The sequence below is a fragment of the Streptomyces sp. NPDC050549 genome (genome assembly GCF_040655035.1).
Lineage (GTDB): Bacteria > Actinomycetota > Actinomycetes > Streptomycetales > Streptomycetaceae > Streptomyces.
This window is the reverse complement of sequence record NZ_JBFAJD010000022.1, coordinates 128341-154455: the sequence shown is the minus strand read 5'-3', so window position 1 is coordinate 154455 and position 26115 is coordinate 128341. Positions and strand designations below refer to the sequence as shown.

General features: G+C 70.4%; 32 protein-coding genes and 1 pseudogene. 13 read left to right on the top strand and 20 right to left on the bottom strand.

What is annotated here, in order from left to right:
- The 3 genes from AB0I51_RS29215 to AB0I51_RS29205 form a co-directional block, all read left to right on the top strand.
- Positions 1 to 493, top strand: a 493-nt coding sequence (locus AB0I51_RS29215; protein WP_362980128.1) for a polysaccharide lyase family protein, incomplete at its 5' end; no start/stop codon positions are given.
- Positions 494 to 790: 297 nt separating this feature from the next.
- Positions 791 to 1180 (top strand): hypothetical protein, encoded by a 390-nt coding sequence (locus AB0I51_RS29210; RefSeq protein ID WP_362980126.1) that lies wholly within the window; start codon positions 791 to 793, stop codon positions 1178 to 1180.
- Between the two features lie 234 nt (positions 1181 to 1414).
- A complete protein-coding gene (locus AB0I51_RS29205; protein ID WP_362980124.1) occupies positions 1415 to 1720 on the top strand; it encodes a winged helix-turn-helix domain-containing protein in 306 nt (101 codons plus the stop codon).
- A gap of 6 nt (positions 1721 to 1726) precedes the next feature.
- On the opposite strand, the gene AB0I51_RS29200 is transcribed toward AB0I51_RS29205, so the two are convergent.
- Positions 1727 to 2083 carry a hypothetical protein gene (locus AB0I51_RS29200; RefSeq protein ID WP_362980122.1) on the bottom strand — a complete coding sequence of 119 codons (357 nt, stop codon included), beginning with the start codon at positions 2081 to 2083 and terminating at the stop codon, positions 1727 to 1729.
- On the opposite strand from AB0I51_RS29200, the gene AB0I51_RS29195 reads away from it, so the two are divergent.
- The gene (locus AB0I51_RS29195; protein ID WP_362980120.1) at positions 2054 to 2566 is read left to right on the top strand and encodes a TetR/AcrR family transcriptional regulator; all 513 of its coding nucleotides are present in this window, start codon (positions 2054 to 2056) and stop codon (positions 2564 to 2566) included. The two genes, AB0I51_RS29200 and AB0I51_RS29195, sit on opposite strands and share 30 nt — an antisense overlap.
- Before the next feature lie 512 nt (positions 2567 to 3078).
- Here the strand turns inward: AB0I51_RS29195 and AB0I51_RS29190 are convergent.
- Positions 3079 to 3828: a ribosome-inactivating family protein gene (locus AB0I51_RS29190; protein ID WP_362980118.1), complete on the bottom strand. Its 750-nt coding sequence runs from the start codon at positions 3826 to 3828 to the stop codon at positions 3079 to 3081.
- A gap of 284 nt (positions 3829 to 4112) precedes the next feature.
- Complete coding sequence (locus tag AB0I51_RS29185; protein ID WP_362980116.1) at positions 4113 to 4337, bottom strand: hypothetical protein; 225 nt, start codon at positions 4335 to 4337, stop codon at positions 4113 to 4115.
- Between the two features lie 269 nt (positions 4338 to 4606).
- On the opposite strand from AB0I51_RS29185, the gene AB0I51_RS29180 reads away from it, so the two are divergent.
- A complete protein-coding gene (locus AB0I51_RS29180; protein ID WP_362980114.1) occupies positions 4607 to 5272 on the top strand; it encodes a hypothetical protein in 666 nt (221 codons plus the stop codon).
- 715 nt (positions 5273 to 5987) lie between these two features.
- Here AB0I51_RS29180 and AB0I51_RS29175 read toward each other — a convergent pair.
- The gene (locus AB0I51_RS29175) at positions 5988 to 6338 is read right to left on the bottom strand and encodes a substrate-binding domain-containing protein (RefSeq protein ID WP_362980112.1); all 351 of its coding nucleotides are present in this window, start codon (positions 6336 to 6338) and stop codon (positions 5988 to 5990) included.
- On the opposite strand from AB0I51_RS29175, the pseudogene AB0I51_RS29170 reads away from it, so the two are divergent.
- Positions 6277 to 6537 (top strand): annotated as a pseudogene (locus AB0I51_RS29170) (ABC transporter ATP-binding protein); the annotation flags it as partial. The gene AB0I51_RS29175 and the pseudogene AB0I51_RS29170 sit on opposite strands and share 62 nt — an antisense overlap.
- 4 nt (positions 6538 to 6541) lie before the next feature.
- Here AB0I51_RS29170 and AB0I51_RS29165 read toward each other — a convergent pair.
- The 4 genes from AB0I51_RS29165 to AB0I51_RS29150 all read right to left on the bottom strand — a co-directional run bounded on the left by AB0I51_RS29165 (position 6542) and on the right by AB0I51_RS29150 (position 10251).
- Positions 6542 to 6724 carry a hypothetical protein gene (locus tag AB0I51_RS29165; protein WP_362980110.1) on the bottom strand — a complete coding sequence of 61 codons (183 nt, stop codon included), beginning with the start codon at positions 6722 to 6724 and terminating at the stop codon, positions 6542 to 6544.
- 146 nt (positions 6725 to 6870) lie between these two features.
- Entirely contained in the window at positions 6871 to 7560 is a 690-nt protein-coding gene (locus AB0I51_RS29160) for a DUF899 domain-containing protein (protein ID WP_362980108.1), read from the bottom strand.
- A gap of 124 nt (positions 7561 to 7684) precedes the next feature.
- The gene (locus AB0I51_RS29155; protein ID WP_362980106.1) at positions 7685 to 8866 is read right to left on the bottom strand and encodes a cytochrome P450; all 1182 of its coding nucleotides are present in this window, start codon (positions 8864 to 8866) and stop codon (positions 7685 to 7687) included.
- Between the two features lie 32 nt (positions 8867 to 8898).
- The gene (locus AB0I51_RS29150; RefSeq protein WP_362980104.1) at positions 8899 to 10251 is read right to left on the bottom strand and encodes an amidohydrolase; all 1353 of its coding nucleotides are present in this window, start codon (positions 10249 to 10251) and stop codon (positions 8899 to 8901) included.
- Positions 10252 to 10388: 137 nt separating this feature from the next.
- On the opposite strand from AB0I51_RS29150, the gene AB0I51_RS29145 reads away from it, so the two are divergent.
- Positions 10389 to 11339 carry an endonuclease/exonuclease/phosphatase family protein gene (locus AB0I51_RS29145; RefSeq protein ID WP_362980102.1) on the top strand — a complete coding sequence of 317 codons (951 nt, stop codon included), beginning with the start codon at positions 10389 to 10391 and terminating at the stop codon, positions 11337 to 11339.
- Between the two features lie 7 nt (positions 11340 to 11346).
- Here the strand turns inward: AB0I51_RS29145 and AB0I51_RS29140 are convergent, their stop codons facing one another.
- The 4 genes from AB0I51_RS29140 to AB0I51_RS29125 all read right to left on the bottom strand — a co-directional run bounded on the left by AB0I51_RS29140 (position 11347) and on the right by AB0I51_RS29125 (position 14888).
- Positions 11347 to 13206, bottom strand: coding sequence for an FUSC family protein (locus AB0I51_RS29140; RefSeq protein ID WP_362980100.1), 1860 nt, complete (start codon positions 13204 to 13206; stop codon positions 11347 to 11349).
- Positions 13207 to 13433: 227 nt separating this feature from the next.
- Positions 13434 to 14195: a nucleotidyltransferase domain-containing protein gene (locus AB0I51_RS29135; protein WP_362980098.1), complete on the bottom strand. Its 762-nt coding sequence runs from the start codon at positions 14193 to 14195 to the stop codon at positions 13434 to 13436.
- Positions 14192 to 14320, bottom strand: a complete 129-nt coding sequence (locus tag AB0I51_RS29130) for a hypothetical protein (protein WP_362980096.1) — start codon at positions 14318 to 14320, stop codon at positions 14192 to 14194. The genes AB0I51_RS29135 and AB0I51_RS29130 overlap by 4 nt, the downstream gene beginning before the upstream one ends.
- Before the next feature lie 94 nt (positions 14321 to 14414).
- Positions 14415 to 14888: a hypothetical protein gene (locus AB0I51_RS29125; RefSeq protein WP_362980094.1), complete on the bottom strand. Its 474-nt coding sequence runs from the start codon at positions 14886 to 14888 to the stop codon at positions 14415 to 14417.
- Between the two features lie 304 nt (positions 14889 to 15192).
- Between AB0I51_RS29125 and AB0I51_RS29120 the strand changes: the two genes are divergently transcribed.
- From AB0I51_RS29120 to AB0I51_RS29110, 3 genes are all read left to right on the top strand, one after another.
- Positions 15193 to 15900 (top strand): hypothetical protein, encoded by a 708-nt coding sequence (locus AB0I51_RS29120; RefSeq protein WP_362980092.1) that lies wholly within the window; start codon positions 15193 to 15195, stop codon positions 15898 to 15900.
- Between the two features lie 169 nt (positions 15901 to 16069).
- Positions 16070 to 16513, top strand: a complete 444-nt coding sequence (locus AB0I51_RS29115) for a RidA family protein (protein ID WP_362980090.1) — start codon at positions 16070 to 16072, stop codon at positions 16511 to 16513.
- Positions 16510 to 16986 carry a GNAT family N-acetyltransferase gene (locus AB0I51_RS29110; protein ID WP_362980088.1) on the top strand — a complete coding sequence of 159 codons (477 nt, stop codon included), beginning with the start codon at positions 16510 to 16512 and terminating at the stop codon, positions 16984 to 16986. Before AB0I51_RS29115 ends, AB0I51_RS29110 begins: the two co-directional genes overlap by 4 nt.
- Before the next feature lies 1 nt (position 16987).
- Here the strand turns inward: AB0I51_RS29110 and AB0I51_RS29105 are convergent, their stop codons facing one another.
- The 3 genes from AB0I51_RS29105 to AB0I51_RS29095 all read right to left on the bottom strand — a co-directional run bounded on the left by AB0I51_RS29105 (position 16988) and on the right by AB0I51_RS29095 (position 20327).
- Positions 16988 to 17935 carry a glycoside hydrolase family 6 protein gene (locus tag AB0I51_RS29105; RefSeq protein ID WP_362980086.1) on the bottom strand — a complete coding sequence of 316 codons (948 nt, stop codon included), beginning with the start codon at positions 17933 to 17935 and terminating at the stop codon, positions 16988 to 16990.
- A 194-nt stretch (positions 17936 to 18129) separates the two neighbouring features.
- Positions 18130 to 18849 carry an aspartate/glutamate racemase family protein gene (locus AB0I51_RS29100; RefSeq protein WP_362980084.1) on the bottom strand — a complete coding sequence of 240 codons (720 nt, stop codon included), beginning with the start codon at positions 18847 to 18849 and terminating at the stop codon, positions 18130 to 18132.
- Positions 18850 to 18854: 5 nt separating this feature from the next.
- Positions 18855 to 20327, bottom strand: coding sequence for an NCS1 family nucleobase:cation symporter-1 (locus AB0I51_RS29095; protein ID WP_362980083.1), 1473 nt, complete (start codon positions 20325 to 20327; stop codon positions 18855 to 18857).
- 184 nt (positions 20328 to 20511) lie between these two features.
- Between AB0I51_RS29095 and AB0I51_RS29090 the strand changes: the two genes are divergently transcribed.
- Complete coding sequence (locus AB0I51_RS29090; protein WP_362980081.1) at positions 20512 to 21177, top strand: GntR family transcriptional regulator; 666 nt, start codon at positions 20512 to 20514, stop codon at positions 21175 to 21177.
- Between the two features lie 13 nt (positions 21178 to 21190).
- On the opposite strand, the gene pip is transcribed toward AB0I51_RS29090, so the two are convergent.
- The gene (pip, locus tag AB0I51_RS29085; RefSeq protein ID WP_362980079.1) at positions 21191 to 22153 is read right to left on the bottom strand and encodes a prolyl aminopeptidase; all 963 of its coding nucleotides are present in this window, start codon (positions 22151 to 22153) and stop codon (positions 21191 to 21193) included.
- A gap of 40 nt (positions 22154 to 22193) precedes the next feature.
- Entirely contained in the window at positions 22194 to 22886 is a 693-nt protein-coding gene (locus AB0I51_RS29080) for a uracil-DNA glycosylase (protein WP_362980077.1), read from the bottom strand.
- A gap of 88 nt (positions 22887 to 22974) precedes the next feature.
- Between AB0I51_RS29080 and AB0I51_RS29075 the strand changes: the two genes are divergently transcribed.
- Entirely contained in the window at positions 22975 to 23544 is a 570-nt protein-coding gene (locus tag AB0I51_RS29075) for an RNA-binding S4 domain-containing protein (protein ID WP_362980075.1), read from the top strand.
- Positions 23545 to 23566: 22 nt separating this feature from the next.
- Here AB0I51_RS29075 and AB0I51_RS29070 read toward each other — a convergent pair whose 3' ends face one another.
- Both AB0I51_RS29070 and AB0I51_RS29065 read right to left on the bottom strand, forming a co-directional pair.
- Positions 23567 to 24259 (bottom strand): class I SAM-dependent methyltransferase, encoded by a 693-nt coding sequence (locus AB0I51_RS29070; protein ID WP_362980073.1) that lies wholly within the window; start codon positions 24257 to 24259, stop codon positions 23567 to 23569.
- A gap of 158 nt (positions 24260 to 24417) precedes the next feature.
- Positions 24418 to 25332 (bottom strand): acyltransferase domain-containing protein, encoded by a 915-nt coding sequence (locus tag AB0I51_RS29065; protein ID WP_362980071.1) that lies wholly within the window; start codon positions 25330 to 25332, stop codon positions 24418 to 24420.
- A gap of 86 nt (positions 25333 to 25418) precedes the next feature.
- Here AB0I51_RS29065 and AB0I51_RS29060 point away from each other — a divergent pair, with 86 nt between their 5' ends.
- The gene (locus tag AB0I51_RS29060) at positions 25419 to 25685 is read left to right on the top strand and encodes a DUF6343 family protein (RefSeq protein WP_362980069.1); all 267 of its coding nucleotides are present in this window, start codon (positions 25419 to 25421) and stop codon (positions 25683 to 25685) included.
- 43 nt (positions 25686 to 25728) lie between these two features.
- On the opposite strand, the gene AB0I51_RS29055 is transcribed toward AB0I51_RS29060, so the two are convergent.
- The gene (locus AB0I51_RS29055; protein WP_362980067.1) at positions 25729 to 26109 is read right to left on the bottom strand and encodes a tetratricopeptide repeat protein; all 381 of its coding nucleotides are present in this window, start codon (positions 26107 to 26109) and stop codon (positions 25729 to 25731) included.
- Between the last annotated feature and the right edge of the window lie 6 nt (positions 26110 to 26115).

The following is a 26115-nucleotide window of genomic DNA, read 5'->3' as shown; positions in this document are numbered from 1 at the left end:
CGGCACACCACGCGGCCTCAAGAACGCCTCACTGATGACCACCATGCACCCTTCCGACACCCGGGCCAGGCCCTGGACCGGGTCCGTCCACACCATAGGTGCCTCGCAGGACGACGACTTCCCCTGCTACCAGTGGGCGGACATCAACAACCACCTGAAGATCCGCTTCAAGCTCACCGCCCAGCAGCTGGCCTCCGGCCACACCCTCAACATCGGTATCACCACGGCGTTCGCGAACGGCAGACCGAGGGTCCGGGTCAACGACTGGGTCTCGACCGTCCCCACATCGGCCAAGGAGCCGGCGACCCGGTCACTGACCGTGGGCTCCTACCGGGGCAACAACCACACCTACAGCTACGCCATCCCCGCAGGCGCCTGGACGCAGTCCCCTGACTCCTACCAGGAGTTGACCCTCGACATCGTCAGCGGCTCCGGCGGCAACGCCTACCTCAGCCCCGGAGTGTCGTACGACGCGATCGAACTCCTGCCCTGAGCGGCCCCCAGTGGTCCGACGTCCCTTCTCCAACAACCCAGTTGACAGTCCATCAGTCGCCCCGGCGTGAGGCCGGGTCTCGAAGGAGCAGGTGTTGCACACATCAGTCAGGTGGGGAATGATCCCCGCACCCACAGGCGTGGGGGCTGTCACGGTCGCCGACCGTCAGCGCCGGTCGCACAGGCCGTCGGCCCGTTCCATATCGTTCGCACTGCCCGTTCCTGGACCCCGCACATCAGCCCGATTTCCGCCGATGCCGAACGTCTGCTGTCCACCGGCACGTTGGACGCGCGACTGTTGGACATCACGGAACTGATCCGCGCCGGCCGGGACGACGCGCGCTCGCACTCACTGCCGCTGATCGTCATGGAACGCCGCGGCACCGCGTCCGCCCGTTCCACCCTCACCGCGCACGCCGCCGACCTCGGCCGCACCCTGCGCGCCCTGAACGGCGGCACCCTCACCCAGCCCAAGGACCGCACCGGCGGCCTGTGGCAGTCACTGTTCAAGGGCCGGCTTGCCGACCGCGTCAGCAAGCTCTGGCTGGACGGCAAGGCGGAGGTTCCGGACGACGAGAGCAACACGACAGTCGGCGCTCCCAGCGCCTGGAAGTCCGGCCCGACCGAGCGTCTGCTCCCGTCCCGGCCGGTGTCTCCGTACGCCCCGACCTCGTCGTCCTGGACGTGATCCTGCCGGACGGCGACGGCTTCGAGACGTACCGCGCCCTGCGGGCCGCCGGGTCGACGCGCCGGTCCTCTTCCTCACCGCCCACGACCGGACCGAGGCCAAGGTGCACGGGCTGATGATGGGCGCCGACGACTACGTCACCAAGCCCTTCGAGCTGGAGGAGGTATCGCCCGCGTCCACGTGCTGCTGCGGTGCGGGCGCCCCCTCAACTGCCGGCTGCTGCGCGTTGGGGGCGTGGCGCTGGATCCGGCGACCCGCGAGGTCTGGCGGGATGGGACGCAGGTCGCCCTCTCGCGCCGGAAGTTCGATCTCCTCAGTTTCCTGATGGACAATGCGGGCCGGGTCGTCACCAAGGGGCAGATCCTCGACCGGGTCTGGCGGTCGGAGTTCCACGGCGAGTCCGGCGTGGTGGGCACCTATGTCTACTACCTGCGGCGCAAACTGGGCGACCGTGACCAGTCGCTGATCAGGACCGTGCGCGGCGTCGGTTACCTGATGGCGCGGGACGCGGGTCACCGGGCGCCGTCGGCCCGCGGATAGCCGCTGTCAGCAGCTGCCGGGCTTGTCGCGGGCGACGTAGTCCATGGCGGGGGTGCCGTCAGGGTTGACGACGTCCGCATAGGCGTCGACGTAGTAGCTGAAGGACCAGATACGGTCGCAGCCGCGTCCGCGCCAGCTGTGGACCACGGTGCCGACCGACTTGTAACCGAACTCCGCGTTCATGCCGACCGACACGGAGGCGCCGTGGGTGGTCCCGTAGGACTCGTTGACCCCCAGACTGACCGTGCCGTGCCCGCAGTTGGTCACCGAGTCGTTGAAGATCCGGCGTTCCTTTCCGACCCAGGTCCAGGAGGACGACGCCGGGAACTCGACGTGGGTCTCAGCGAGCCCGGGCTGCGGCATCACTTCCCCACGAAGAAGCACCTGCTCGTCGCGGTCGCCGGCCGCCGCTTCGACCTGCTCGCCACCTGGGCCAGGGAAGTGCACAAGCCCGAGGACGGCACCCGCCCCTTCCGTGTGACGCTCTGCATCACGGAGCGAATGGTCACCCAACCGGGACTCATCGAGCTGTTCGTCCTGATGTCGGCCGAGGCCGCAGGCCCCGCCAGCCCCGCTCACGACCTGTACGCCACCCACTACGACCGAGTCGTACGGGCGATCTCAGGAGAGTTCCGCAGCACCGCAGAACAGGGCTTCCTCAGGGCCAACGTCGACTACGAGGCCGTCGCTGGGCGCTACATCGCCATGAGCGACGGACTGCAGCTCCAGTGGGTGCTGAGCGGTGGAGCGCTCGACCTCGTCGGACTCATGCGCGGCTATCTCGAGCAGCTCGCACTCACCTTGCATGCCTCGCCCGACCCCCTGGATCTGACTTCAGCCGTATGAAGCCGCCCTGCCGGCTCGACCCTCCGGGGTGTCCGAGTGGGTTGATCAGGCACGGACGCGGCCACCACGACCACGGCGATGAGAGCACCTTGCAAGCGACCTCGCCGGATTGACGGGGTGCCGTGCAGACGGCGGATGTTCCAGTGGCGCTGCCACCCCGGTGCGGAGTCGTCGGGTCGAAGACGGTGAGGGCAGCGGCGGCCGGTGCCGTCCGCATGCCCGCGAGCAGCGGGACGAGCGCTTCGTCGTCGTGCCCGCCGGACGACGATGCCGTCGAGCCGATCCTGGCGACGCCCACCCGCCGGCACGATCCTGAGTCGCCGCCCGTGCTCTCCAGGCCGCAGGCGTACCCGCCGCGGGGATACTGCGCCCCGACGAGCTGGCGAGGGATCCCGCCCTCGGCGGGCGGGGGAGTCCCCGAGGGCAGCGGGAGCGGCCCGTTGAAGGATCCGCTCCACACCCTCGAAGACGGAGTCAGGCCGACATCAGGCCGAGACCCGCAGAACTCCCTCTTACAGCTCTGTCTTCGGGTTGCCGTTCTGTATTGCCTTGGCGCCAAGACAGGTGATCAACAGCGCTACGAGACTCTTCGCGTTGGTGTAGGTCCTGCCATAGACGTTGACCCGACCTCGGTCGTTTCGGTAGACCTCGCTGGCGTCTGCCCAGTGGTGCAGGGCGTAGACGTCCTCGGTGGTGAGGTCGTATGAAGTCCAGTCGCCGATGGCCGTGCGGATCCTGTTGTGAAGCGGCAGGATCCGTCCGGCTTCTGCGACACCCACGATGAAGGTCAGCATCGCCCGGGCGGTGTCCCGGTAGGTGCTCCTGGAGTTGTGGAAAGTTCTCACGGCGTCTTCGAACTGCGAGTACCCGATGCGCACATCGGTGAGCGGCCGGTCCGCGGCCCGCGCCAGGGCGTCATAGCCCTCGGGCCATCCATTGTGTATCTCGTCGCACCCCTCGGGCGTGTGGCCGAGAACCCAGCACTCCATGGAATTGTTGGGAGCGAGGGTGTAGAAGGCCACAACATAGAAGTCGCTGAGCCGGACCATGACGTGAACGGCGTGGCCGTCCGCGGTGTGGGCGACGATGTCTGCGAAATCGTTGGTCCGGGTGGTGTCGGTGACGGTGACGCCGCGCCTCGATTGTTCACTCTCGGGCCGGGCGGCCAGCACGAGGTTCCTGATCATGGCCAGGAAGTTATTGCTGCCGGTCGGGCCGTTCTCCACCTCCCAGTGGAGCTGCTGCGACGCGGTGAGCTCCACTTGGTGGGCGGAGCCGAACTGGACCGCCCGCGCCGGTGCGGAGTGGGCGGCGCCGGTTACCGGGGTTGCGGGGGAGAGGCCGTTGAGTGCGACGGCACCTGCGAGAGCGGCGGACAGGACTGCTGATGCGCCAAGGCGCCTGATAACAGCGGAGGGGGACCAGGTGGGCAACTCTTGCTCCTTGGCTCGTGCCGACGGCCCCTTTGGGCAGGTCGCCTGATGTGGCCGTCTGCAAATTCACCCCGATCTGACCGCCCCGGGAAGTTTTCAAGCAACCCTTTCCGTCACTCCAAACAATCCCGCCACCTGGGTAAACAGGCAGACGGGGCGGGAACGGCCGAGCAGGCCATGCTCACTCCCGCGCCGACGCCACCACGGCGAGCCCCCACCACCACCGCCAATACGAGCAGCGGGATGTCCGGGTCGTCGTGGGCCGCCAGCCACGCGTCGAGGGCGGCGCCCGCGATCATGGCGACGACCCACGCGGGCAGCGCGCACGTCCCACTCAAGCGGTACGTCGTCGATCCGGGCCGGGCAGACCCAGGTGCGCGCGGGCCGGAGGCACCGGTCTGGCGCGAGACCAGTGGCACACCTACGTACCGGACGCTCCACACCGCCGTGTGTGTGGCGCCAAGGTGTCACACGGGTGAACAATCTCTTTGTGCAGGTCAGGTAATTGATTAGCCCCACGAAACGGCTTTCCGAACAATTCCCCGGCGGCGATTCTCGTGCACGACGCCAGGTACACGACACCTGGTGCACGACCAGGAGAACGTCCATGAAGTTGTTGAAGCGCAACCTCCGGCGTACGGCCCTGCTGGCGCCGGCCCTTGCTCTGCTGACGATTCCCTTCTCTGCAGGGTCGGCCAGCGCGTACAGCCCCGGCTGGGACCCCAGCACCCACCCGGACCCGATCGGTGCCTGCAACGGCCAGGGCCCCCGCATCAACCTGTGCCAGTACCACGAGGTGCACGCGTGGACCGCGCTGGGCAAGCGGCACCAGGCCAGTAACGTGGTCAACAACTGCGCGGGCACCGACAACGGGACCTACGCGGTCACCTACACCTACTCGACGAACAGCTCGTACTCCTACCAGAGCACGCAGAGCCTGGAGGTCAGCGCCGGCTTCTCGGACGAACTGGAGGCGGGCATCAAGGGCAGCACGTCGACCTCCGAGACCTGGACCCTGGGCACCACCCGTACCGCGACCGCGACCATCACCAACACCATCCGTCCCGGGTACGCGGGCGCCTACTGGTTCGCCCCGTACGTCCGCCACTCCCAGGGCTGGGTGGAGGTCCACTACGACAAGAAGCAGTTCGGCCACTGGGACTGGTTCTACCCGAACAGGGGCTCCAACGGGGTCCGCATCGACACACCCGTCGCCTGGTCGGACGGGTCGCTGAAGGGCCAGGTGTACTGGGCCACGTGGAAGTGCAAGTAGACTCCACAGACCCCTCGAGCGGCTGATTCTCTGCGAACTGCTTCACCTCCGAGCCGCGGAGGAAACGGGCATGTCCGCCAGCGTGTCGCAGCCCGAGACCCGGTCCGTGGGCCACGCCGTCACCGTCGGCATCACCCTCAAGGGCATCGTCTGGCCCGGTGACACGGGCGAGTACTGGTTCACGCCGTGCTGGCGGCCTTCCATGGCTGGAGCGAGGCCCACTACGGCAAGCGGAAGCACGGTTACTACCCAGGCGAGGGCTCCATGGGCGTACACATCGACACGCCCGTGACCTTGGCGGACGGTTCGATGAAGGGAAGGTGCTCCTGGGCTCCGCGGAAGTGCCGCCCCCGTCGAGGAGCCTGCGTCGCCCCACCGCCGTCATTCGGCCGGTGGGGCGACCGGTCGGCATGCGGAAGCGGCGAATCTGACGATCATGGAACGGTGTCGCAACCGTTGACGTCGGCTGTGACACCCCCTCAGCTGTACGGTGCGAACGTCCCGTCCTTGTCATCCGGGGCTCGGCCACAGCCGGTTGCGCAGCCAGGCTTCCAGTCGTTTCTCGCCGGTGTGGGCGCGGTAGTTCAGGGCCGACGGCCAGGACCTGGCGCGGTGCCGGGGCTCCCGTCACCAGGAAAGGCATCCGCTCCTGCCGGAGCCGTCCAGCAGTGTCTGGAGGTCCGGCGCCGGAGTTCTGCAGCCGGGCCTGCGGCGATCACGCCGACGCGCGGGCGACGATCCGGCCGGGCGGGGGCGACAGAGCACCCGGGTCGATACCGAGGGCGTGGCGGGCCGCGATCCGTCCGAGGATTTCGGCGTCGATGTGGACAGCGGTGAGTGCAGGGGTCGACAGGGAACCGTATTCGGTCTCGTCGAAGCCGATCACCGCCACGTCCTCGGGCACCCGCAGCCCGAAGTCACGCAGGGCCGTCAGGGCGCGCAGCGCGATGTCGTCATCGAAGGCAGGCAGGGCGGTCACGTCCGAGTGGGCGGCCAGGAACGGTTCAGCCCTCGACGCCCGCGCCGAGCTGGAGGTCTTCGAGAAGATCCGCGCGCTGGCCGGCACCGGCCAGACAGTCGTCCTGATCACCCACCGACTGGCGTCCGTACGCCACGCGGATCTGGTGCACGTCCTCGACCAGGGGCGGCTGGTGGAGTCCGGGACGCCCGACGAACTCCTGCTCAGCGGCGGTGTCTACGCGGAGCTGTACGCGCTCCAGGCGGACCAGTTCACGGCGAAGGCGCCCGCCCCGAAGACGGGCTGACGGGTCAGGCGGCCACGTCCACGGTGTCGGCGCTGCGCACGATCACCAGGAACATGTCGGTCGCGATGTCCATGACGACCTCGGCGGGCATCCCTTCGAGACGGCGTGCCTGCGCGAACTCCTCCGCCGGCCACGAGCCACGCGGCCCGCCGGCGGGAAAACGCTGAAGCACTGTTCGCCCGTTCACCCTGTACCTCCCTGTCGTGCTGAACTCGGAGAGCTTCGTGAAGCCTCGTAGAGTTAAACGCCGACAGTACGGTGAACGACTCGCGAAGTGACGGTACTGAGACATAGTCGACACCTGGCCACACATCTTGAACACAGGTTTCCGTATCAGTCCTCGTACTCGTCGTGGTACAGAACACGTGCGCTGCCGGCGGGCGCCCCCAGCACCGACGCACGCCCCCTGGGCTCCTCCCACTCCTCCTGCCGCCCCAGCGCGGTCAGGTCCAGGAAGGAGGTGGTCGAGCCGAGCCCGTCGAGCCCGCGCTCGTAGGTCGAGTAAGTGTGGAAAACCCGGTCTCGGTCCCGCAGGAAGCAGCTGACCCCGGGCCGCTCGACGGGCTCCCCGTCCCCGACGAGTGTCACGTCGAAGTCCCAGTTGAAGTCCGTACCGAAGGACGAGTACCAGGGCACCGTCCACCCCATCCGCGCCTTGAACGGCAGGATCTTCGTGTACGGCGCCCTCGACACGGCGGCGAACGTGGTGCCGCGCGCCTTCAGATGGGCGAGATGTCCGACCTGGTCGAGGAACGCCGAGCAGCTGCGGCAGCCCGCCTCCCACTCGGGCGCGAACATGAAGTGGTAGACGACGAGTTGGCCGCGCCCCTCGAAGAGGTCGAGCAGGGTGGCCTTCCCGTCGCCGCCCTCGAAGAGGTACTCCTTCTCGATCTCCACCATGGGCAGCCCGCGCCGCTCGGCGTTGAGTGCGTCCCGCGCGCGCGTGGCCGCCTTCTCCTTGCCGAGCAGTTCCTCGCGTGCCGCGCGCCACTGCTCACGCGAGACGATCTCCGGAAGCGACATGGGCCCTCCTGTGACAACGGTCCGTTGAGGGGTGGACCGGAGCACGGACCGGAACTCATCGCTGCCGCGGGAAACTTCCGGAGATTCGTCGGAGACTTCTGTCGGAGACTTCTGTCGGAGACTTCTAGAGACTCGTCGCGTACGACACCGGGAGCGTGAGCAGCCCCCGCGCGCGCAGCGAGGGCCGCCACCGCACCTCGCTCTCCCCCAGCTCCAGCCGGGGAAAGCGCTCCAGCAGCGCGGCGAGCGCGATCTCGGTCTCGGCGCGAGCCAGCGGCGCGCCCAGGCAGTAGTGGATGCCGTGGCCCAGCGCGAGATGTCCGGTGGTGTCGCGGCCGAGGTCGAGCCGGTCCGGGTCGGGGAAGCGGTCGGGGTCGCGGTTCGCGGCGGACGCGGACACCCAGACCGTCTCGCCGGCGGGGATGGTGACCCCGCCGATGGTGATGTCCTCGACGGGGAAGCGCCGGATGGCGAGCAGCGCGGGGCCTTCGTAGCGCAGGAACTCCTCGACGGCGGCTGGAAGTTGGCTGGGGTCCTTGCGCAACGCGGCCATCTGCTCCGGGTGTTGCAGCAGGGCGAGCACGGCATTGCCGATGAGCTGGACGGTGTTCTCGTACCCGGCGAAGAGGATGAGGAAGGCGAGCGACATCAGCTCGTCCTCGCTGAGCCGGTCGCCCTCGTCGCGTACGGCGATCAGGTCGGAGAGCAGGTCGTCGCCGGGCTCCTCCCGTTTGTCGGCGAGGAGTTGGGTGAAGAAGCCGAGCATCGCGACGATCGCCTGCTTGCCGGCCTCGGGCGGTGTCCCCGGGGCGGGCGCGACGAGGGTGTCGGTCCACACTCTGAAGTCCCGGCGGTGCCGGTCGGGCACGCCGAGCAGGTCGCAGATGACGGTGATGGGGAGGGGCGCGGCGTAGGAGGCGATGAGGTCGGTGTCGCCCTCCGTGCCGAGTGCGTCGAGGAGTTGGTCGGCGGTGCGCCGAACGGGCGTACGGAGCTGCTCGGTTCGGCGCGGGGTGAAGGCGCGGCCGACCAGGCGGCGGACCCGGGTGTGGTCCGGCGGGTCCATGTTGAGGAGGTTCGCGTCGAGCGCGGGCGGCAGCGCGAACCCCTTGTAGGTCCCGGCCGTGGCATGCCTCTTGTCGAGCGAGAGCCGCGGGTCGGCCAGCGCCGCCCGGACGTCCTCGTACCGGGTGACGAGCCAGGCGGGGGTGCCGTCGGGGCCGGCGATGCGGTACACGGGGGCGCTGTCGCGCAGGCGCCGGTACACGTCGTACGGGTGGTCGAGAAGGCCGTCCGCGAGATCCATGGGGGACAGCCTAGAGGCGACCGGGGCGCGGCTCAGGTGTCGTATTCCTGAATGCGCCGGCCGTGGCTCCGGTCGACGAGGGCGGGCAGCCGTTCCTCCAACTCCCTTACGACGGCGGGTACATCGAGGGTCAGCAGCTCGCGGTCGCGCATCAGTACGCGGCCGTCGACGATCGTGGTGCGGACGTCGGCGGAGCGGGCGCTGTGCACGAGGGTGGCGGCGAGGTCGTGGACGGGCCGGGTGTGCGGGCCGGTGAGATCGACGAGGATCAGGTCCGCCCGCCGCCCCGGTGCGATGGAGCCGATCGAGTCACCCAGTCCGACTGCCCGGGCACTCTGGAGGGTGGCGTGGTGCAGCGCCTGACGGGACGTCAGCCAGCGCGGGTCGCCCTCGGTCGACTTCTGGACGAGGGACGTGAGGGCCATCGATTCCCACACGTCGAGGGAGTTGTTGGAGGCGGCGCCGTCCGTGGCGAGTCCGACCGCGATGCCGATGGCGCGCAGGGCGCGGATCGGAGTGGTGCTGGGCCAGCCGAACTTGAGGTATCCCCGGGGTGCGGTGGCGACCGCGACACGGCCGCTCGCGCGCTCCAGGACGGGCAGGTCGCGTTCGGTGATGCCGGTGCCGTGGGCGATGAGCAGGTCGGCGCCCAACAGGCCCGCGCGGTCGAGGACTTCGACCGGTGTGAGGCCATGGCGGGAGAGGCTGGTGTCGGTCTGGTCGCGGTTCTCGGCGGCGTGGAGGTGGACGGGGAGGCCGTGTTCCAGGGCGAGTTCGGCGGTGGCGGCGAGGTCGGCGTCGGTCACCGTGTAGGGGGCGTGCGGGGCGAGGGCGGTGGTGATGCGGCCGTCGGCCGCGCCCCGGTGCCGTAGCGCGAACTCCACCGACTTCTCCCGGCCTTGAGGTCCCTGGGAGGAGAAGTAGGCCTCGCCGAGGTGGGCTCGGATCCCGCACTCGGCGACCACGGCGGCGACCGTGTCCATCGAGAAGTAGTGGTCGGCGAAGCAGGTGACCCCGGCGCGGATCATCTCGGCGCAGGCGAGCCGCGCCCCCAACTCCACGTCTTTTTCGGTGAGGTTGGACTCGACGGGCCAGACGACGTCGTTGAACCACTCCTCGGTGGGCAGGTCCTCGGCGAGCCCGCGCAGCGCGACCATCGGCGCGTGGGTGTGGCAGTTGATCAACCCCGGCAGGGCGGCCTGCCCTCGCGCGTCGAGACGTTCGACGGCGGCCAGGCCGGCCACGTCCGCCGCGCTCGTCACCGACGCGACGAGCCCGTCCCGTACGACGATCGCGGCATCCTGCTCGAAGCCGACGCGCTCCTCGCCGTCGTGCACGAGGACGGCGCAGCCGGTGATCAGCAGATCTGCGGGAGAGTCACTCACTCTCCCAACGTACGACGCCGTCCTCGCCCCGTGTGAGCCGAACCGCGCATCCCGGCGTGGCGCTGTCGCGAGCCGCCCCGGACCAGCACGCTTGCCTCATAAGGCTTCTGGACCAAGGCTTCTGGAAGGAGCCCGGCATGCTCCTCGGCACCTGGAATCTGGAGAACCTGTACCGCCCCGGCGGCCCGTTCGGCCCCAAGGACAAGGCCGCCTACGAGGCGAAGCTCGCCTCCCTGGCCGCCGTGATCACGGAACTGGACCCGACCCTGCTGGGCGTGCAGGAGGTGGGGGAACCCGAGGCACTGCAGGATCTGGCCGGGATGCTCGCCGGCGAGTGGCACCTCGCCCTGTCCGCGCACCCGGACGTCCGGGGCATCCGGGTCGGCTTCCTCAGCCGTACGGAACCCCGGATCGTCGCCGACACGAACGCGTTCCCCGCTCAACTGCGCCCTGTGCAGTCCGACGACTCGGGCGCCGAGGAACCGGCCACGGGCCGCGGCCTGCTGGCGGTGGAGGTCACGACGGCGACCGGGCCGCTGACGGTGGCGGTCGCCCATCTGAAGTCGAAGCTGCTGACGTACCCGGGGAACCGTTTCTTCCCCCACGACGAGGGCGAACGGGCCCGGTACGGCGCCTACGCCCTCTACCGGCGGGCCGCCGAGGCGGCGACGCTGCGGGCGCTGGCCGACGAACTGCTGGCCGGTGACGGCCGTACCCGGGACGTGGCCGTGCTCGGCGACATGAACGACGAGGTCCAGGCAGCCACCACACAGATCCTGCTCGGCCCGCCCGGCTCGGAGATCGGCACGCCCGGCTACGACCGGCCGGACCAGGGCGACGCGGTCCGGCTGTGGGACGTGGCCCCGCTCATCCCGGCCGACCAGCGCTACTCCCGCATCAACTCCGGGCGCCGCGAACTGATCGACCACATTCTGGCCAGCCGTCACCTGGTGCACCGGGTGACGGCGGCGGGGACGGGACTGCCCGGAGCGGAAACACCCCAACTGCCGTCCGTGGGACCGGATCCGGCGGCACGGCGCGAAGCACCGGGGTCGGACCACGCACCGGTGTGGGTACGGGTGGAGTAGCCGTCGGCTATACGGCGACCGGGAGTTCGATGGCGCGCAGCCCCACGCGCCCCCTCCCCCGCTCGAACTCCTCCAGCAGCTCGGTGAGTTGCTCGATGTGCCGGCGGGTGAGCCGTCCCGTGTCGTCGAGGTGGACGGCGCAGGCGGTGGTGGTGTCGACGAGCCGTTCGAGTACAGCGGCGACCTCGTCGGTGCCCTCCGTGTGCCGGGCGAGGGCGGGGAGCTCGGCGGCCGAGACGGCGATGGCGCCACGGGCCTCGGCGAGCGTGCGGTAGGCCTCGCGGCGCAGGGTCCAGCGCTCGGCGCGGTCGCCGGACTCGCTCAGAACGTGCACGAGGTAGGCGTGCGCGGCGTCGCCCGCCGCCGCGAGCCGGGCACGCACTCCCCCGCCGCGCTTCCCCGGCATCGGCAGATGCCCGACGATCAGCACGATCGCGCAGGCCATCAGCGTCTCCGCGATCCGGCCGGCGGAGGCCTGCGGTTCGCCGCCGACCATCACGAGGGAGAGCACGAGGACGGTGACGACGGCGGTCTGGGCGGCGAAGTGCCGAGTGGCGACCGGGATGAGCGCCCCGCTGAGCGCCACGAGTGCGACGAGCCCTTCCGGCCGGGGCAGCACGGCCGCGAACCCGGCGAAGAGCAGCGCCCCCAGCACGGTCCCCGCCGCCCGGCACAGCACCCGGGAGGCGAGCGGTCCGAGGTCGGGCTTGACGAGGAAGACTGCGGTGGCGGGCAGCCAGTACCAGTGCTCGTGCAGCCCGTACCAGCGGGCCTGGTGCAGGGCCTGCGCGACAGCCACACTGGCCCCGAAGCAGAGGGCGACCCGCAGCCCGTACTCACGCCCTCCGGCCCCGAATGCCGTACGCAGCAGATCAGTTGCTGTCCGCCTCCGGGTGTGCAGATCGCTCCCCTCCGCCTGGTCGAAGGCGTCGGCGGCGTGCAGCAGGGCATCGTCGAGGGCGCGCAGCGCGGGCGCGGACCGATTGGGCGCGGGCAGCGGCCCGGTGTGCGCGTTGTCGCGCACGGCGGCGGCAAGTCGACGTGGCCCTTCACCCACCCGGGCCGACACCGCCTCCCCACCCCACGCGAGCGCGGTCGCGGCCTCGGCCAGCGGCAGCGCGGCGGCGTACTGCCCGTGCAGCCGCCGCTCGGCCGCGGAACTGGCGTACCGCCGCAGCCGGGGCCCGGCGAGGGCGTCCTGCGCGTGATCGAGAGCGGCGGTGAGCGCGGCGCGCCGGGCCGTCGCCTCCGGACCGCCGGTGGCGTCGAGCAGCGCGGCGATCGCGTCGTAGACGGCGGCTACGGCGTCCCGCTCGCCGTCGAAGCGGTAGTCGCCGGCGATGGCCCCGGGCGTGGGCAGTGCCAGCCGCAGCCCGACCAGCCAGGCGGCCCCGGCGAGAAACGCGAGGGCCCGCTGCCAGCCCGGTTCGGGCAGGGGCATCCCGGCGCCGATGGCGGAGGCGACGAGCAGCTGCGTACCGGCGCCGGACGCGACCGGCCCGATGGCGCTGAATCCGCCGGCGACCAGCCCGATCCCGGTGAGGAGAAGCGTCAGCACGACAGCTCCGACGTGCTCACCGGCATAGGTCCCGACGAGCAGCCCCGAGGCACCCGCGAGAGCGGGCCCACCGAGCCGCTTGACCGAGGCCCGCCGGCTGCCGGGCCGGTCGTTGATCCCGGCGAGCATCGCACCGAGCGCGGCCAGTACACCGAGGGACGTACGCCCGACGAGCACGGCGACGAGAAGAAGCGGCCCGGCGGACAGCGCCCCTCGCGTGACCGCGCTCCAGGGGACCGGCCCGCGCTGGGCGCGGAGCGTGTGGGCGAGCCAGGGCGGGAGGGAGAGTGCGGCGACTCGGCGGGACACGGGGCTCCTGTCTTGACGAGGGCGGGGTGTGCCTTCGGGCGACGGTGGCCGGGGCGGAGACTGAGGCTGTGTGTCCACGGTAGTTCGGGGACCCGCGGGGAACGGGCCGGTGGTATTTCGGGGGTGTGAAGGTTGGCCGTCGGGGGGCTTTCTTTATGAACACAACGCCCGGAACACAGCTTCCGCGTCCTTGTGCGCGCAGCGTCTGGAGGACGGTTTCCGCTTCGTCATGCGCGCGACGCCCCGAGGACGGCTTCCGCGTCGGAGACCGCGCGCGTGAGCGCATCCGCTTCCGCGCGCAGCCCCGCCACGATGTCGTCGACCTGCCGCAGCCCGGCCCGGTCCAGCAGCCGCTTCTCGTTCGTCACCCACTCCCCCCGCCCCGCCAGCACCCCGTGCCCGGCCTGTACGGCGGCCACGGCGAGCGCACCGGCGACCTCCGTGAGGCGGCCTTTCGGTGCGTGGTTGGCGCGTGCGTACGCGAGGGTGGCGCGGGCGGTGCCGTGCCAGCGGTCGGCGGCGGAGAGCCGTAGCTTCGCGGGATAGCCGTCGGGGCGGGGCAGTTCACCCCGCAGGACGCGGTTGATCGCCAGCTCGGCGACCACCAGATAGCTGGGAATCCCGGCGAGGTGAAACAGCAGCGGCTCCACCCGGAAACGCCCTTCCTCCGCCTCCGCCAACTCCCGCTCCACCACGTCCAGATCGCGGTAGTGCACGTCGACCCGCCGTCCGTCGACGGTCAGCCAGGCGCCTCCGTTGAAGACTCCCCCGCCCCAGCCGCCGACCTCCGAGACCTCCCCCTCCCAGCCGAGGGCGCGGAGTGCGGCGGGGTCGAAGGGGCCGCGGTAGTAGACCGCCAGGTCCCAGTCGCTGTCGGGGCGGTGGGTGCCCCGGGCGCGGGAGCCGCCCAGAGCGACCGCTCGCACGGCCGGCAATTCCGCGAGAAGGTCCGCGACTCCGCCGAGGAACGTCTCGTCGTCGACCGTCACTGGACGGACCCCATGGCCTGCGCGTCCAGCTCGGGAACCGGCTGCCCCCGGCCGCAGCTCGCCATGCGCGTCACCAACGCGGTGCCACCCTCCGACGCGGGTGCGGACAGCTTCGCATCCACCAAGTCCAGCCCCTTTCCGCGCAGTTCAAGACTCCACGGTAGTCCGACCCCGACCCCGACTTCCGGAACGCGGCGCGGGGAGGCCGCTTCCGTGGTGTCAGGAAGCGGGCTTGTCGGCCGAGGAGGACTCCTTGTCCTTCCCGTTCGGCCGTTGGGTGAAGACGGCCAGGTGCCACACCCCCTTCTCCCGTGTCACGGTGAAGGTGTCGCGCAGAGACTTGCCCGCCTTTCCGTCGGCCAGAAGGCAAGCCGACCCGGTGCCAGGACCCATGTCGTGGTCGATCTGGACATCCTTGATCTTCCACTCCTGCCCGCCCCGGTCCGCGAGGATCTGCGCGGCCTCCTGCCGGGACCAACCCTCGTCCTTGACTCCGCCGACCTTGATCAGACCGGCGGCGCTGCGGGAGTTGAGGGCGTCCACGTAGGCCTCGACGGCGTGGTGTACCCCGTCGGGCGATTCGGAGGATGCCGAGTGGGACGGTTCGGCCTTGCCGGCTTGGGCCGAGCAGCCGGTGGCGACGGCCGGCACGGCCGGCACGGCCGGCACGGCCAAGAGACGTCGACGTTCCACAGTGCGCTCCTTCATGAGCTGACTGGTCGGGGTCAGCCCGCAGCCAAGAGATCCCATTCGAACGCGACGTTCCCATGTGACGAATTCCTGATCCCGGAATGTCCGATTCCCTGTACCAGCCGCCATGGCCAGGAACGCGGATGAGTTCGCAGGGCGCGGTGGACGCGCTCTCTTTCGCTTCACGAAGTCCCCCCGAGACCCGACATACCCTCGGCCCGGCGTCGCGTGAGGCCCGTCGGGCCGATTGTCAGTGGCACACGGTTCACTTGAATGGTCACTGAGAGTCACCACGGGGGAGCGGCCGATGGCACCGAACGAAGCGAATGAGAGCGGGCGGGAGCAGGGGCCGGAGGGCGGTGACGACGCACGGGCCGCTCGTACGCATCTCTCATTGGCCGGGTTGCGCGCTCGGGGATGGACGGCCGGGATGGTGCGTCAACTGCTCGGTGGACCCGATCAGTTCCGGGTGAATCCGCCGTTCCGGGCGGCCGCGTGGACCCGCCTGTACCGCGTGGAGCGGGTCGAGGCCGCCGAGCGGAGCGAGGAGTTCCGGGCCGTGTCGGCGGCTGCCGCGCGGCGGTCCGTGGCGGCGCGGGCCGCTGCTCGGCGCAGGCGGCGGGAAGTGCTGGCGCGGATCGCGGCCGAGCCGATCGACGTACCGCGCCTGGCTCCCCACGAGCTGGCGGCACTGGCGGTCGAGCACCGCGATCGGCGGGGTGAGGAGCGGGGACGGGAGTCCGGGGGACACGAGCGAGGGGGCTCGTCGGCGGATCCCACCGCGGTCGAGAGCATCGATCCCGCCGCGCTCGACCGGTGGAAGGTCGACTATCTGTGTCATCGGTTGCTTCGCTACGACGACCTTCTGCACGGGCTCGGAAGTGCCGGGCGGGCCGCGGCCGAGAAGTTGCTCCGGCGACGGCTCTACGCGGCCATCACCGAGGCGTATCCGCTCCTTGCGCAGGAGTGCGAACGCCGGCTGTCCGAAGGGGAGGGCGGTCCACCTCCGGAATGACATGCCGGGGCTGTGTTCCCGAAAGCCGCGGAAGAGCCGTCCCACTCCTCCTGGCCGGAGACGGCGACGGGCTGAAAATTGGGGTGCGATCAGCGTCCTCCCTGTGATCGGCTGCCCTCCGCGCCGTACCGACCGCCGATTGTCGTTCGACCGACCCCTGGGAGCCCCTGTGCTCGAACGCGTCACCGCCCCCGCCCTCTTCCCACCGCCCACGTACTCCCACGCCACCGTCGTCGAAGCCGGTACGAAGCTCGCCTTCCTCGCCGGGGCCGTGCCGCTCGACGCCGACGGCAAGGTGGTCGGTGAGGGGGACGCAGTGCGGCAGGCCGAGCAGGTGCTGGTGAATCTGGGTGAGCAACTGCGGGCGGTCGGCAGCGACTTGGGGCATGTCGTGGCGACGGACGTATACGTCGTGAGTAGTGAGCCCTCGGTGCTGTCCGCCGTGTGGGAGGTGGTCGAGGCGTCCGGGCTCAGCGCGGGGCCGCACTCGTCGACGCTCGTCGGCGTGGCCTGTCTCGGATACACCGGGCAGCTCGTGGAGGTCACGGCGACAGCCGTCGTACCAGCCGTACCGTTCGCGTCGTCCGTACCGCAAGAGGTGGCGCGGCCGTGAATCCCGACCCCGAGACCGTCGTCACGCTCCGCCGGGCGACCGCCCCCGACGCGCGTCCCGCCGCCGACGTGTGGTTGCGGTCCTTCGCCGCCGCACTGCCGACCGTTGTCAGCCCCCGGTCCGCCGACGACGTGCGTGAGTACTTCCGGGATGTCGTCGTGCCGCTGCGCGAGGTGTGGGTGGCTGACGCGGCGGACGGTGGCGGAGTCGTGGGGCTGATGGTGCTCAACGGCGGTCTGCTGTCGCAGCTCTACCTCGACCCGGACTGGCGCGGGCGCGGTCTCGGGGACCGGTTCGTGGGGTTGGCCAAGGAGCGGAGTCCGGGGGGCCTGCAGCTGTGGACCTTCCAGGTGAACAAGCCTGCCCACCGGTTCTACGAGCGGCACGGCTTCGTCGCCGTCGAGTTCACGGACGGCAGCAGCAACGAGGAGGGCGAGCCGGACGTGCGGTATGTGTGGGAGCCCAAGTCCTAGGTCAGGGCTCTGCGTTGCGGGCCAGTTCCAGGGCGTACGACGGCCACCACCGGCCCGCTGCCGGGCCGCCCCGGCAGGTGCCGTCGGACTCGCCGGGGCGTTTGATCCACAGGTAGGCGTCGAGAAGGGGGTTGTCCGTGCGGGTCGTCGGCGGGGTGCCCAGCGCGCGGCCCGGCGGATTGCACCACGCGTCGGGGCCGGAGTAGGGGCCGTTGCCGTTGCGGCTGGTGTCGATGACGTAGTGCTTGCCGGCGAGGTCCTTGGAGAGCTGGTCGCCGTACGCCGAACTCGACTTGTTCGTCTGGAAGTTGGAGACGTTCAGGGCGACCCCGTCGGCACCGGCGACGCCGGACGCCTTCAGCGCGTCGACCAGCCGCCAGGCCTCGGGGATCCAGCCGGAGTTGCCGGCGTCGAGGTAGACGTGGGTGTGCGGTTGGCGTTTGAGGCGGTCGACGGCGAGCGCGAGCAGGGCGTAGCGGTCGGCGGCCACGACCCTGGTGCAGCCGGCGACCACCTGGGCGACGGCGTCCGGTTCGACGATGACGTAGGCGCCCCGGTCGCCGAGCGCGGTCGCGAACTCGTCGATCCAGGTGCGGTAGGCGGCCGCGGTGGGGGCACCGCCGAGTGAGTACTGACCGCAGTCGCGGTTCGGGATGTAGTACGCCACGAGTACGGCGACCCGGCCGGCACGGGCCGCGGCGGTGGTGCGGGCGCGGACGACCGGGCCGGGGTCGGGGCCGTTGAGCCACTCGGCCTCGGGTCTGGCGGCGATGCGGTCCATCAGCGTGGCGTCGACCGTTCGGCCGTCCTCGCGCCAGGTGGCCGCCTGTCGCGCGGCTCGGGAGTCGGGAGCGGTCCAGAAGGGTTCCGGTACGTCGCGGGTTGCCCCCGCGCAGCAGAGTCCTGCGAGGAGCGTGGCGAGGAGGGCTCGCTGTACCGGCATGGGCAAGGGAGGCTCCGTTCCTGCCGGTGGGGACTTGTCCTTTCCGGAGTGTGCGGGGCGTTCGCGCCGGCCTTGACGGGTGACCTGGTGGATCTCGGCAGGATCACCCCGACGGGGGATACGCCGCGAACGGGGGTGCCGGGATCTGTCGTATGGCGGGTGCGGCACCATCGTGGCTTGTCGCGCAGTTCCCCGCGCCGCTAAAGGCCACCACCCCAGGCTCGTTTCTTGGGCATCGGCCGCGCGTAGCTCCCCGCCCTGCTCGTCCTCAGCCCCAGCCCGACCAGCGACTCCGCCAGCTTCACCGCCGCCCCCACCCCGTCCACCACCGGCAGCCCCAGCTTCTCCCCCACCGCCCGCTGCAGTCCCGTCATCCCGGCGCAGCCCAGCACCAGCACCTCGGCGCCGGCCGCCCGCGCCCGTTCCGCCGCCGTGAGGAACGCCGCCTCCGTGCGGGCCTCGTCACCGCCCAGGTCCAGGACACCGAGCCCCGTCCCCACCACCGCCGCGCAGTTGCGGCCCACCCCGGCCAACTCCAGGCTGTCCTCGATCTGGCCGCAGGACCGTTCCAGCGTGGTGACGACGCCGTACCGGCGGCCCAGCAGGCAGGCCAGATGGGCCGCCGCCTCGGTGATGTCGACGACCGGTACGTCCACCAACTCCCGGACGCCCTCCCGTCCGTGCTCCCCGAAGCCGGCCATGACGACCGCGTCGTAGGACGGGCCGTCGTATGTCCGCAGCAGGTCCATGACGGCCGCCGCCGAGAGGTAGCTGTCGAGCCAGCCCTCCGCCGACTCCGGTCCCCACGCGGGGGTCAGTCCGGTCACGGTGGTGCCCGGGCCTGCGGCGGCCCGGGCACCTCGTACGATCTCCTCGGTCATCTCCTGCGTGGTGTTGCAGTTGGTGACGACGATGCGCACTCCGCTCAGACCTCCACCGGCTTGGGGGCGGGTTCGGCGGCGGCTCGCTCGGAGCGGCAGATCAGCAGATAGAGGCCGGCGCCGAGCGCCGTACCGATGAACCAGGAGTACGGGGCGACATCGCTGAACGTCTTCACCAGTGCGAGGACGGCCGCGACGGCCGCCGAGGGCAGGAACGCCCACAGGGCCTTGGGGTTGACGCCCTTGCGGTAGTAGTAGCGGGAGCCGGGGGTCGCGTCGAAGAGTTCGTCGACGTCGATACGGCCACGCTTCACCCAGTAGTAGTCGACCATGATCACGCCGAACAGCGGGCCCAGGAAGGCGCCGAGGCCGCCGAGGAAGTAGTTGACGACCGTGGGGTTCGAGAAGAGGTTCCACGGAGTGACGACCAGTGCGGCGACCGTGCTGATCATGCCGCCGATCCTGAAGGTGATCTTCTGCGGCCAGACGTTGGCCAGGTCGTACGCCGGTGAGACGAAGTTGGCGACGATGTTGACGCCCATGGTGGCGACGGCGAACGTGAACGCGCCCAGCACCATCACCCAGGTGTTGCCGACCTTGGCGACCAACTCGGCCGGATCCGTGATGGCTTGGCCCCAGACCTCCAGCGAGCCGGCCGTGACGATCACCGAAACGACCACGAAGGCCGTGGAGTTGATGGGCAGGCCCCAGAAGTTGCCGCGGCGGACGGTCTTGTAGTCGGGCGCGAAGCGGGAGAAGTCGCAGAAGTTGAGCATCAGCGTGCCGTAGGTGGCGAGGATCAGGCCGATCGCTCCGAACCACTGGCGCCACTGCTCGCCGAACGAGACCGGGTGCGGTGTGGAGGTCAGCGAGATCGACCAACCGGCCTTCGCCAGCACCCAGATGGCCAGGGCGATCATCACGAGCCAGATCGCGGGGCCGCAGAAGTCCTGGAACTTCCGCACCGACTCCATGCCCTGACTGATGATCACCGCCTGGATCAGCCACAGGGACACGAAGGAGACCCAGCCGAGGGCGTCAAGTCCCAGGAAGGAGTGGTGAGTCCAGGATTCCAGGCCCGGCCAGGCGGCCAGCAGCATCACGTTGACGGCGACCGACGCCAGGTAGGTCTGGATGCCGTACCACATGATGGCGATCACGGCCCGGATGAGGGCCGGGATGTTGGCGCCCCAGACGCCGAAGCTGATGCGGCTCACGACCGGGAACGGGACGCCGTGGGCCTGTCCGATCCGCCCCATCCAGTTCATGCCGACGTAGATGAGCACGAAGCCGACGAGGAGGGAGGTGAAGACCTGCCAGACGTTCATGCCGAGGACCAGCAGGCCCGCGGCGAAGGTGTAGTTGCCGAGGTTGTGGACGTCGGACATCCACATGGCGAAGAGGTCGAAGACCTTCCAGTTGCGCTTGCCGGCGGGGGCGAGGTCTTCGTTGGTGAGCCGGGGGTCGGGGACGAACGCTGGTGTGCCGGTGGCTTCGGCACGGTCGGCGAGGGACACGGGGCCTCCAGGGCAAGGGGACGGAGGTGTGAGGAGGGGTGGGGGTGGATGAAGAGAGCAGGACGGCCGTCGATGTCGTTTGGTATACCAAACTGCCGTCATAGTCCTCCCGTCAACCGTTCCGGCCGATGTCCCCACTGTTAACGCTCCGTAAAAGACCCCCGGAGTCGGCGAAGATGGCCCCATGAGCTCCATGACAGCGAAGATCGAACCCCTCGGGGCGGTGCGCGAACGCGTCCTGGCGACCCTGCGGCAGGACATCATCGCCGGTCGCCTCCGTCCCGGAGACCGGCTGGTGGAACGCGAGCTGGCCGAGCGCTTCGGGGTCTCGCGGGTACCGGTCCGGGAGGCGATCCGGGCCCTGGTCGCGGAGGGCTTCGTCCTGTTCGAGTCGGCGCGCCGCACGGTCGTACGACGGCTGACCCCGACCGACGTCAAGGAACTGTTCGAGCTGCGCGAGGCGCTGGAGGTGTACGCGGCCGGGCTCGCCGCGTCCCGCGCCACCCCTCAAGCACTCGCCGAACTACGGGAGTTGCTGGACAGCGCGGCGGAAGCCACCAGGTCCGACGACGCCGAGGCGATCACCGACGTCAACACCCGCTTCCACGACCGCATCCTGGCCCTGGCCGGCAACAGCCTGCTGATCTCGGTCATGGAACCGGTCGACGGCCGACTGCGCTGGCTCACCCGGCAGAACGAGGAGTGGCCCCAACTCCTCACCGAACACGAGGAGTTGTACGAGGCGATCGCCTCGGGCGACCCGGACCGCGCCCGCGCCCACGCCCTCAGCCACGTCCAGGCGAACTACCGCTCCACGGTGCGCCACCTCTTCGGTGACGAACTGGGCTGACTGACCAACTCGGTCAACGGCGGGCGTACTTGTCCGTCGCCGCCACCAGCGCCTCCACGACACCCGGCGCGCTCAGGTCGTGACCGGCCTCGTCCACGATCACCAACTCACTCCCGGGCCAGGCATGTTGAAGCCGCCAGACGATGCCGAGAAGGTTGCCGAGGTCGAGGCTGCCCTGGACCAGGGTGCCGGGGATGCCCTTGAGCAGGTGCGCGTCGCGGAGCACGACGCCCTCGTCGTTGCCCTCGCCGAGAAAGTGGTCGTTGCCGAAGTAGTGCGTGACGGTGCGGGCGAAGCACATCCGGAACTCCGGGCCCTCGTACCGCTTTTCGGAGCGCGGCGGCGCCGGGATGATCGCCGTCTCCCAGTCGGTCCACGCACGTGCCGCCCGCTCCCGCACCGCCCGGTCGGGGGACTCGATGAGCCGGTTGTAGGCAGCGGCGAGGTTCCCGTCGCGTTCCCCCACGGGCAGTTCACCGACGAACCGCTCGAACGCCTTCGGGAAGAGTTTCCCAAGTCCCCTGGTCAGCAAGGCCACTTCGGCGTTGGATCCGGTGGCGACACAGGTCAGCACCAGCTCCGACACCGCTTCGGGATGCGTCTGCGCGTACCGCAGTCCGAGCACCGACCCCCAGGACGCCCCCCGCACCAGCCACCGTTCGATCCCCAGGTGCCGTCGCAGCAGCTCCAGATCGGCGATCAGGTGAGCCGTCGTGTTCACGCTCATGTCGGTGTCGTAGGCGCTCGCGTGCGGAGTGGAACGTCCGCACCCGCGCTGGTCCAGCAGCACGATCCGGTAGGCGCCGGGGTCGAAGAAGCGCCGGGAATAAGGCGAACAGCCCGATCCCGGGCCGCCGTGCAGCACGACCGCCGGCTTGCCGCGCGGGTTTCCGCAGGTCTCCCAGTAGACGAGGTTGCCGTCCCCGACGTCGAGCATGCCGTGGTCGTACGGTTCGATCTCCGGATACAGGCCCATCCGGCGAACCTAAAGCCTGCCACGACCCACCTGCCAATGGTTATCGGGCGGCCGGCAGGCCCGCCGCCCCGGCCGCCGTGCGCAGCACGTCCCGCAGCATCGCGGGGGTGAGCTTCCCGGTGAAGGTGTTGCGCTGGCTGACGTGGAAGCAGCCGAAGAGGTCGAGGCCGTCGAGCGGCACCCGCACCCCGTGCCCGAACACCGGTCGCGGCCTCGGCACGGCCCACCCCGCCGCCGCGAACGCGGGCAGCGCGGCCTGCCAGCCGAAGCCGCCGAGCACGATGGCGGCCTTCAACGTCGGCCGCAGCAGCGTCAGTTCGTCGACGAGCCAGGAGCGGCAGGTGTCGCGCTCCTCGGGGGTGGGCTTGTTGGCGGGCGGTGCGCAGCGCACCGGCGAGGTGATGCGCACGCCGTACAGCTCCAGGCCGTCGTCGGCGCTCACGGCGGTCGGCTGTGAGGCGAGGCCCACGTCGTACAGGGCCTCGTACAGTACGTCCCCGGAGCGATCGCCCGTGAACATGCGGCCGGTTCGGTTCGCACCGTGCGCGGCCGGGGCGAGGCCGATGATCAGCAGGGGCGCGTCGGCGGGGCCGAAGCCGGGTACCGGGCGGCCCCAGTACGTCCAGTCCGCGAAGGCCGCGCGTTTGGTGCGGGCCACCTCCTCGCGCCAGGCGACCAGCCGGGGGCAGGCCCGGCAGCCGGTGATCCCGCGATCGAGGTCGGACAGGTTCATCCCCTCACCGTACGGGCTCCGGTGAGGACCGGGCCGAGCACCTCGGCATCGGCCGTGCCCGCTGTCATCCGGGGACTAAAATCGGGGCATGGCTTCCGAGGGCGTGCACGAGAGCGACGTGAGCGACGAGACCGACGATCATCGCCCCGCGCCCGAACCGCAGGGCGATGCCGCGGCCGCCGCCGCGGCCGCCGGTCCCTCGAACGGCGAGAACGTCCGCGTCGACAGCTGGATCTGGTCCGTCCGTCTGGTCAAGACCCGCTCCATGGGCGCCGCCGCCTGCAAGGGCGGCCACGTCCGCGTAAACGGCGAGCGGGTGAAGCCCGCGCACTCCGTCCGCGTCGGCGACGAGGTTCGCCTGCGACACGAGGGCCGGGAGCGGATCGTCGTCGTGAAGCGCGTCATCCGCAAGCGGGTCGGCGCTCCCGTCGCCGCCGAGTGCTATGTGGACAACTCCCCGCCGCCCCCGCCTCGCGAGGCCGTGGCCCCGGCCGGTATCCGCGACCGCGGCACCGGCCGCCCCACCAAGCGCGACCGCCGTGAGCTGGAACGGCTGCGCGATCTGCCCGCCTCCGGCTCCCCCGGCGAAACGCCCGACCCGCACCGCGGAGCACACGGCACCGCCCGCCACAACACCCGCCGGGGCACGCAACGGTGACACCCGGCGCGGCTGTCGGCCGTCAGTCCATCGGCACCGCCCGCACCCACACCCGGTCCGGTGTCAGATAGCTGTCCACCTTCAGTCCCGCCTCCGCGAGCGCCTCCTCGAACTGGTCCTTCGTCAGGGGCCGGGACAGGAACGTCTGGGTCCAGACCGCGTCCGGGAACACATACTCCGCGCGCACCGAGTTGACCCCGTCCCCGACCGGCTCCGCCGACACCAACCGCAGGGTGAAGCCGCTGGGGTCGACTCGCTCGCGCGGCAGGTCCGAGTGGTAGTCCTCGCCCTCCCGCTGGATCAGCACACAGCCGCCCGCCGCGACATGCCGTACGCAGGTCCGCAGCAGCCCGCGCCGCACCTCGGCGTCTCCGGCGTGCACCAGGAACGACGCCAGCATCACGACGTCGAAGGTCTCGCCCAGGTCGAGGTTCTCGATCGGGCTGCATATCGTGCGTGCGTCCCGGACCCGCGCCAGCATCTCGGCGGACTCGTCGACCGCCGTGACCTTGAATCCGCGCTCCAGGAGGGGATGGGTCACCCGTCCCACCCCGCTGCCCAGCTCCAGGATGCGCGCGCCCGCCGGCACGGCCGCCGCGATGATGTCCGGCTCCGCTCCCACGGGCAGCCGTGAGTACAGCTCCACCGCGCAGCCGTCCGGGGTGATCGCCCCGGGTCCTGTCCCCCCGTACCCCTCACGCATTTCGAGTCGCATGCCCGTCCAACGGCCCGTGTCGCACGCCCGTTCCTGACTCGCACTGGTTCACCCGTACGAGTCAATTCCCTTGGGACAGGCAACCGTTGGGGCTGGTCAGGCAACCGTTTGGGCGGCATCGGAGCGCGACCTGTCGGCATCGGATGGCGGGTCCTGGCTCAGAGCGGGAACCATCCGTGCCCGAGATACCAGTGTCCGCCCGCCCGCAGATGATCCCCGACGACCCGCTCCACGGACGTACGCCGCGGCAGGGTCGCCACCGGCAGATCGGAGTTGCCGAACACGAACTGGACCGGATCGCCGTCGGCCGGCTCCGTGTCGTCGTAGGCCACCCGGAACCGTTCCTGGAAGTGGACAATGTTCGAGTCGGCCGGAAGGTGTTGCTTCAACTGCCGGTCCAGCAGCCAGGAGTGGCAGACCGCGACCGCATGGCGTTCCTCGGGGAAGTGCCGGGCGAAGAACGGGCGGGCCAGCTCCAGCGAGCGGTCGCAGGCGGCCGGCGAGAGCGGCCCCTGGAAGTCGGGGATGTGCAGGCTCAGGCAGGGTGTCCCCGGCTCGACGTCCAGTCCGGCCGCGACGAGCCCCCGCGCGGTGCGCTCCCCGAGCCGCGCCCGTTCGTACTGCAGCCGCCCCAGTTGGTACAGCTCGCCGCGGAAGTGCGGGACGAGCCACTGCGGGATCGGTACGCCTCCCCCGCCGTACCGTTTGTGGTTGACCGCGATGTTGCGTCCCAGGTCGGCGAGGGTGTGCCGGGAGATGTCGGCGGGGATGCCGCGTCCGCGGTGGTACGCGCGCGTGGCGGGCAGCGCGGCGACGAACACGTACACGGAGAAGTAGGAGCCGATCTCCGGCGGCACCTCGGGCAGCCGGGCGAGGAGCAGCTCGGTGAGCCGGGGCCAGTGGCCGTGCTCCCCGATCTCCTTCACCAGCGCCTCGACGCACTCCTCCAGGAGCCGCATCGCGTCGGTGTCCCGCGCCAGCACCTGGCGCAGTCGGACCAGTTCGTTGATGTCCTCGTGGGGTACGGCGAGGTCGAGCAGGATCTCGGGCAGTTCCTCGGCGTCCGGCAGCACTGTGCGTTTCCCCTCCCTGTGGACTCTCCTACCTGTGGAGAACGTCCGACCCGAAGAGTACGTTTCAAGGAGGAGTAGTGATCCCGATGCGTACGGGCAGTGAGCCGACGACCGCGCGCAGTCCGCTGCGGGCGCGGTTCTGGCTGAGCGTGTGGGGGTTGGTCTGGACGATCTTCGGCACGGCGGCGTTCGCGCTCGCCGGGCGCCCCGGGTGGGCGGCGGCCTGCGGGGTGCTGTGGCTGGTCGTCACGATCGACATGGCCATGATCCTCAGACACATGCGCCAGGGCCCGCACTACCAGCCGGGCCCCGACATCCCGCCGTACCGGCCGCCGGAAAACCGCCACCCCTGACCGACCCGGCGGGGAGTGCCCGCCTGCCCCGCGCGGGGTGCGCCTACCCGTCGAAGCGGGCCGCCTTCAGGTACTGCGGCTGGGGATCGAGCGCGGCGGCCAGCCGGAAGTGGCGTTTGGCCTGGTCGGTGCGTCCCTGCCGCTCGTAGGTGCGGGCGAGCGCGAAGTGCGCGAACGCGTTGTCCGGCTCACGCTCCAGGACGATGGTGAACTCCAGCTCGGCGGGGCGCAGTTGTGCGGCGGCGAAGAAGGCACGCGCACGCAGCAGGCGGGCGGCGGTGTTCTCGGGGTGCGCGTCGATGACGTTGTCGAGCAGCTTCACCGCGCCCCGCGGGTCCCGCGCGGCGAGCAGCTGCTCGGCGGCACGGAAGTCGATGACATGCGTCTCCGGAGTACGTCCGGTCGTTCCGCTGTTCTCGGGCACGGCGAA

Excerpts from the sequence above, each read along its gene's own strand:
- AB0I51_RS29200 (WP_362980122.1), bottom strand. The coding sequence starts at position 2,083 with ATGCCGCAGCCCGGGCTCGCTGAGACCCACGTCGAGTTCCCGGCGTCG.
- AB0I51_RS29180 (WP_362980114.1), top strand. The coding sequence starts at position 4,607 with ATGAAGTTGTTGAAGCGCAACCTCCGGCGTACGGCCCTGCTGGCGCCG.
- AB0I51_RS29160 (WP_362980108.1), bottom strand. The coding sequence starts at position 7,560 with ATGTCGCTTCCGGAGATCGTCTCGCGTGAGCAGTGGCGCGCGGCACGC.
- AB0I51_RS29155 (WP_362980106.1), bottom strand. The coding sequence starts at position 8,866 with ATGGATCTCGCGGACGGCCTTCTCGACCACCCGTACGACGTGTACCGG.
- AB0I51_RS29145 (WP_362980102.1), top strand. The coding sequence starts at position 10,389 with ATGCTCCTCGGCACCTGGAATCTGGAGAACCTGTACCGCCCCGGCGGC.
- AB0I51_RS29120 (WP_362980092.1), top strand. The coding sequence starts at position 15,193 with ATGGCACCGAACGAAGCGAATGAGAGCGGGCGGGAGCAGGGGCCGGAG.
- AB0I51_RS29090 (WP_362980081.1), top strand. The coding sequence starts at position 20,512 with ATGAGCTCCATGACAGCGAAGATCGAACCCCTCGGGGCGGTGCGCGAA.
- pip (WP_362980079.1), bottom strand. The coding sequence starts at position 22,153 with ATGGGCCTGTATCCGGAGATCGAACCGTACGACCACGGCATGCTCGAC.
- AB0I51_RS29080 (WP_362980077.1), bottom strand. The coding sequence starts at position 22,886 with ATGAACCTGTCCGACCTCGATCGCGGGATCACCGGCTGCCGGGCCTGC.
- AB0I51_RS29075 (WP_362980075.1), top strand. The coding sequence starts at position 22,975 with ATGGCTTCCGAGGGCGTGCACGAGAGCGACGTGAGCGACGAGACCGAC.
- AB0I51_RS29070 (WP_362980073.1), bottom strand. The coding sequence starts at position 24,259 with ATGCGACTCGAAATGCGTGAGGGGTACGGGGGGACAGGACCCGGGGCG.
- AB0I51_RS29060 (WP_362980069.1), top strand. The coding sequence starts at position 25,419 with ATGCGTACGGGCAGTGAGCCGACGACCGCGCGCAGTCCGCTGCGGGCG.